The 5,480-nt window shown below is 56.9% G+C and carries 5 protein-coding genes and 2 pseudogenes; 6 read left to right on the top strand and 1 reads right to left on the bottom strand.

Going from position 1 to position 5,480, the window contains the following annotated elements; genetic code table 11:
* Positions 1 to 108 precede the first annotated feature (108 nt).
* From NKH37_RS33865 to NKH37_RS33885, 5 genes and pseudogenes are all read left to right on the top strand, one after another.
* A pseudogene (locus tag NKH37_RS33865) lies at positions 109 to 541 on the top strand (helix-turn-helix transcriptional regulator); the annotation flags it as partial.
* Positions 542 to 985: 444 nt separating this feature from the next.
* The gene (locus NKH37_RS33870) at positions 986 to 2,197 is read left to right on the top strand and encodes a M48 family metalloprotease (RefSeq protein ID WP_353042568.1); all 1,212 of its coding nucleotides are present in this window, start codon (positions 986 to 988) and stop codon (positions 2,195 to 2,197) included.
* A 457-nt stretch (positions 2,198 to 2,654) separates the two neighbouring features.
* A complete protein-coding gene (locus NKH37_RS33875) occupies positions 2,655 to 3,326 on the top strand; it encodes a hypothetical protein (protein ID WP_353042569.1) in 672 nt (223 codons plus the stop codon).
* Between the two features lie 87 nt (positions 3,327 to 3,413).
* Positions 3,414 to 4,265, top strand: coding sequence for a hypothetical protein (locus tag NKH37_RS33880; protein ID WP_353042571.1), 852 nt, complete (start codon positions 3,414 to 3,416; stop codon positions 4,263 to 4,265).
* Positions 4,266 to 4,448: 183 nt separating this feature from the next.
* Complete coding sequence (locus NKH37_RS33885) at positions 4,449 to 4,871, top strand: hypothetical protein (protein WP_353042573.1); 423 nt, start codon at positions 4,449 to 4,451, stop codon at positions 4,869 to 4,871.
* Between the two features lie 62 nt (positions 4,872 to 4,933).
* On the opposite strand, the gene NKH37_RS33890 is transcribed toward NKH37_RS33885, so the two are convergent.
* A complete protein-coding gene (locus NKH37_RS33890; protein WP_353042574.1) occupies positions 4,934 to 5,122 on the bottom strand; it encodes a hypothetical protein in 189 nt (62 codons plus the stop codon).
* Between the two features lie 260 nt (positions 5,123 to 5,382).
* Here NKH37_RS33890 and NKH37_RS33895 point away from each other — a divergent pair.
* A pseudogene (locus NKH37_RS33895) lies at positions 5,383 to 5,480 on the top strand (transposase); the annotation flags it as partial.

Below are 5,480 nucleotides of genomic sequence, written 5' to 3' on the forward strand. Positions count from 1 at the left end.
GCCTGCGCACGCCCGAAATCCGCCCGCCGCAAGGCGGCCACGGCATAGTCTGCCGCTTCAAAGATCGACATCCGCTCAAGTCCGGACCGATGCACCAACGCCCCCTCGGATGCCTCCGTGATCGGGACGACGCCGCTGCTGCGCGAACTCATCCTGGCGTTTCTCGAAGTACCCGTGCGGAGGCCGGCAGCGCCCGCGCCGAACGACTGGTCGCTGTCATTCTCGACCAGCTCCGGGCGAGCCCGGTCGCGCCGTTGTCTCTTCCCTCGCCGAAGACATCCGGAACGACCCGGGTGCAGACTGGCCGCTCGATGAGATTGCGTCATGCGCCGCCATGTCCCCGCGCAGCCTCCAGCGTCACTTCCAGTCGGAGACTGGCATGAGTTTTCGCGCCTGGCGGCAGCAGGCGAAACTCCTCAAAGCGGTGGAGTGGCTCGCCGCCGGCCGAAGCGTCGGCGACATCGCCTTCATCGCGGTGTTTCGCGCGGCCTTCGGTGCCTCTCCTGGAAAGTATTTTCAAGAGCCATCTCCGGAAGGGTAACGCGCCGGACGCGCGGCGGCTTGTCGCTCATTCTCCAGCCTTATCACCTCAGCCGAAGATGAGATTGGCACCCGGTTTCAGTTTGCCTTTTATGCGACTTTCGAAGCACAAAAGGCGAACATGTAGTGGCGGCCTATATGTTTTCGACGTAAACAGCACTGGCTCACTTCGGCTATTGGCCGGCTTGTGAATGACCGGAAGGGGGCCGGGAGGGACTGTCCGGTTTCGGCAGCAGGAGCGGAGTAAGCGGTCGTTTGCCGATCGCGATCGGCTAGCCCGACACGCTCGTCGCTGGCGCCTTGTTCGCCGGCATTTGCAACAGCAACGACCGCGCCGACCTAGAGGTTCATTGCGCGCGCTGCCATGCTTATCTATGGCTCTCGATCCGGCGCCTAAGCGCGTCGCGAACGGGCTTGCACTGCGACAATGGAGAGAACGACGTTGATGAGTCCGCCCCTTTTACCCGGAAATCGAAACATTACCGAAGAGGAGGTTCGCCGCATTCTCAATCTTCTGCCGGGGTCGCGCCGTGCCTCCAATGGCGTGATCGTCGATAATGGGGATGGGACCTCCTACCACATAACCGGCTTCATCACATCGGACCCCGAGATGGCGGATGTGGAGAATCTTCATCTTGCCTATGCAACAAAGCATGAGATCATCCGGCTGCGCGAGCTTCGAACAGCGCACGATTATCTGCTGCGTGTTCGACTTGAGGCAATCGCGGCCTCACCGCGCGCGGTTCGGACTTTCCGGAAGCGGCGGGCACAGTTCGAAGAGCGCGGGCGGCGCTGGACGCTCACGGACTATTACAATGCGCAGAACATTGACGCGAAGCGCTACGTTTCCCGCCTGAGCCGCCCGCTTCAGCGGATCGTGAAGTCCATTCCGTACGGCTTGGCACCCATCAATGAAGTGAACGCCGTCGCGCGCAGAACCATGCTCGGCGACGTTGTGATGGTCGCGGAGAACCTGCGCTACTTCTTTTACTTCATGAACATCGCAATGTACGGTCCTTATTCCGAGATACGGACCGACGACTGCATCGACGCTGCGATAATCGCGCTGCGCATTATGCGCGGCAGCGAGTCGTTCGATTTCGATCTCGACCCCCGCGCCACTTTACCGGCCCAGATTGAGCGCGAAATCCAATCTAAAACGGGCCGACAGATGGAATTCACCTTTGGCCACGAGTTCGCGCACCTGCTGGAGGGCCACCTAGTCGATCGCCTCGGCAGTGACGATTTGCGGGTCTATTCGCACGAGTGCGAGTTCGCCGCGGATTGCCGCGCGGTGCTGGCGGCCGACTCCGATCATGAGACCAAGAGGACACTCGCTCGTGGAGCATTCGACGTGCTGCTCTACCTCCACTTCCTTGAGGCAAGTGCCCGGGCCGGCCTGTTGAGGAGCTATTCAGATGGTGCGACACATCCTCTGCCGCTCGAACGTATCGGTCGACTGAAAGCCGCGCTCAACAAACGGTACCTCCCACCTCCCGGCGAGATTGAAGCGAGCGAAGATGCCATTGATACGATGGTCGAGTCCGTGACCAAGCGTGTCGATACCTCGGGCAGACCTGACCTGCTGAGCTTCTATGGATCGCTGTATCTGCCCACATTCACGGACCGGATGAAAACGGACAGGATAGAATTTTAGCTCCTAAAGGGGAGCGCCGCCTTCAGGCGCTTATCCGGGAACACCACCACGCAGCCAAGAGCGGCTACGCGGGAAAGGTGGGCACGTTCTTGGGAAACGAGAAGAGTTTCATAGTCCTGGCATGTCAAGTTTTACCTCGGCAAGCTGACGATAAAATCCCAAATTCGCTTATCCAGAAAATCCTCAGCAGCTCCTTCTGGAGAGCTTAGATTAAGCATTTCTATAAGATCCAGATTTGATAACAGTATTAGGAGCTTTCCTGATTCCCTCATCGCCCCTTGCGCTCCTGGACTCGAAGTCGAGCGCCTACGACCGCGCCTAAGGGCCGAAACAGAAAAGCAGCCGGTTGGGCTGCTTTTTTACGATTAGAGTTCAAAGAAGCTTGGACCTAGGATAGGTAAGGTGTCTGGGCATTTGGGGCGGATAGACTATGCTTTTCTTAATAGCAGTAGTGATCATGGGCGTTTTCGCCATGATTGGATACAACATGGCGGCGGCCAGAAACAAAGACCCCATGACCTGGGCCATCCTCTGCGGTCTGACCGGATTGATAGGCGTCCTCATTCTAGCCGCAACAGGTGAGGCGAAGGCCGAGGCCCCCCAAGAGCCGTTCAGGCTGCGGGATGATCGTGATTTAAGGGCTGCCAAGCCGGTCGATACCCTAGCTCCTACCTACGACAAAGCAAAGTGGGAGGTGCTCAAGGAGGTCGATAACGACATCAGCCGGTCATCGGCTATGGCGCTCCAGCTCGGTGCAAAATATGAGCAGCTGTTGGCTGAAAAGTACCTGACGCTTGGGGACAAGACCTACCTGCCTGCGCTTTTGACGAAGCTGAAAGAGCAATATGATGCTGAACAAGGCGCCGCCGCAGCTGTAACAACCTCATCGGCCGCAGCCGAGTATGAGAAATTTATGGCGAAGGTCTCCGCTAACAACGGCGTTGACCCCGACAACGGCCTGAGGGTCGTCAAGACTGTAGAGTACAATGGTCCTGCTCCGAGCTACCATGGGGGCATTAAGGTCGTTTATGAGAACGGCCGTGCCGTATTGCGAAATAAGTCCATGACACGTCCATTCGACACCGAAGCCAAGGCCGACGAGTGGGGGGCGGACCTGGCAAAGTCGTAGTGCATGTCGAAAATGGCGCGCTCAGGACCAGCACTACCACATCTCCGCGCACTCTTGAGTGGCACGGATGACCGAAGAATCATGTGCATGTTTTGGGCACTCGATGCCATCCAGTCCGGCAGGGTGAAGCAAGGAAAGCCGTTCTTAAGGCACCCGCCAGCAGCGGCGACAGCGGAACCATTCACACGATATACGGTTCAAAGATGGGATACCGAAACCCTTATCCAGCTTGCGCTAACAACGCCCAAAAACGATAGGTCAATGTCTGATCGGCCATCGCTCGACACGAAGGACTTTAATTCCGTAGTCGACCTGGTCAACACACTCCGGAACGTCGAAGGAGAGGAGAGCAAGGTCCGAGTTGATGCGACCAACATTCTGATCGAAATGCACCGAATATCTCATCGACAGTTCGCTTGGCAGAATGGGTGGGTAAACAGGGCTGACATATACCGATACCTTTATGTGTATGGGCAGGGGGATTCGGCTTCCTATTTCGAGCAGACATACGGTCTCAGCGTTGCTCACTTCTTCGGAGCCTGCTTCACTATCTATTTGGGCCTCCTAGAGGGGCCTTGGAGCCCCCAGATTGAGCATGTCAACCAGCTTGGAATAAGCAGTGATGAAGTGAAGCAGACTTATAACATGATCTCTGATGAAATTTGGGGCATCAGAAGGGGGGCGCAAAAGCTGCTTCGCCATTTTGAGGATCGTATGAAGGTAGCGTTGCCGGTCATATACCAGCCTAGCTACATTCGTGTTAAACCAGTGTTTCGCTCAGCGGCGATGAACAACTTTGTTATATCGCCATTGCCTTCCTTAATCATGCTGCGCGCCACCTTGGGTTTGTACTACGACTTATCCCCTGGTGGCACCGCCATCATGAACGACGCAACGAACCGCTTCGAATTGTCCCGACTTCGAGGTGCTGCCCGCTGAGAAATACAAACATGAAGGCAATAACCTCGACACACCTGACGTTTTGATTCGGCAGGGCGAGCAGGTTGTGATGGTCTGTGAGTGCAAGGCCACGAAGCTCACATTCGAGGCGCAGTATTCCGACGATCCCATCGAAGATGCGAAGACCGGCTATTCGCAGATAGCTAAAGCGGTATACCAGCTATGGAAATTCTTCTCCCACGTAAGGCGTGGGATTTTGAAGATGGATGTTGCCGCCACAGCTCCTGCGGTGGTTTTGACCCTGGATTCGTGGGGCAGATGGCGGGCACCTTGAGGCAGCAATTGATTGCCGAGGCGGAAGCGCTGGCCGCAGCGAAAGACCCCGAAATCACGGTCGAAGATAGGCGTCGACCGGTCTTCACGCCAATTCAAGATCTTGAGCACGTTCTTTCGGGGTCGTCTGAGCAGGAGGTCCTGGAGACCTTTTATGCGGCCATAGAGGACAAGTATCTTGGATGGGGACTGCTCCAAATTAGGCGAGAAAATCACCCGGAACGCATGCCGCTTAAGACGACGACGTTCTCATTGGGCGAACTGTTGCCATGGTGGCAGGATCTCGCCGATGAGGCGCCGGCGGCGGACTGAACGTCAGCCAGGTCCCCAGCCAGCTCGGGCGCACAATCTCGCCCGAGCTTGGCTTCGTAGGATCAACGCGTAGCAAGCAGGGTAAGCAAGCCGAATAGCGATGTGACGAAGATGTTTTCGGCCAAGCTCGCAATTCGGCCCATTCTCGCAGGTTGTATATGCTCAGGCGCAAACAGCTCGAAGCCCATAATCAAGCTGGTGCAGAGCAGTGAGACTTCGAAGATAGCGATGAGGGTATCGGCGATAATCAATGCAAGGCTCCCGTGCTGGGTGAGGGAGCTCTCGGCGCACGCGCAGAGAGTCCTCACCGGTGAAGGTGAAAGCTCTCGACGGGGGCGCATCCTGCATGCGTACGATCGAGGAGATGTACTGTGTTTTGATTGAGCGCGACACGCTGCAGGACACTGTGCGCGCTTAGTATCTAGTGGCGGTGATATAGGCTCCGGGCCATGCCCGGGCAAGGCGCGTCAACGGCAAGCTTCAAGTTTATTTTCGTCCCCGAGGCAGGTTTCCTGTGGCGGAGATCTGCCGGAGGGCCGGGGTCAGCCAGGCGACCTATTTCAACTGGAAGAAGAAATATGACGGGCTGCTGCCGACAGAGATGAAGCG

The sequence above is a fragment of the Mesorhizobium sp. M1217 genome, from assembly GCF_040318275.1.
Classification (GTDB): domain Bacteria; phylum Pseudomonadota; class Alphaproteobacteria; order Rhizobiales; family Rhizobiaceae; genus Mesorhizobium.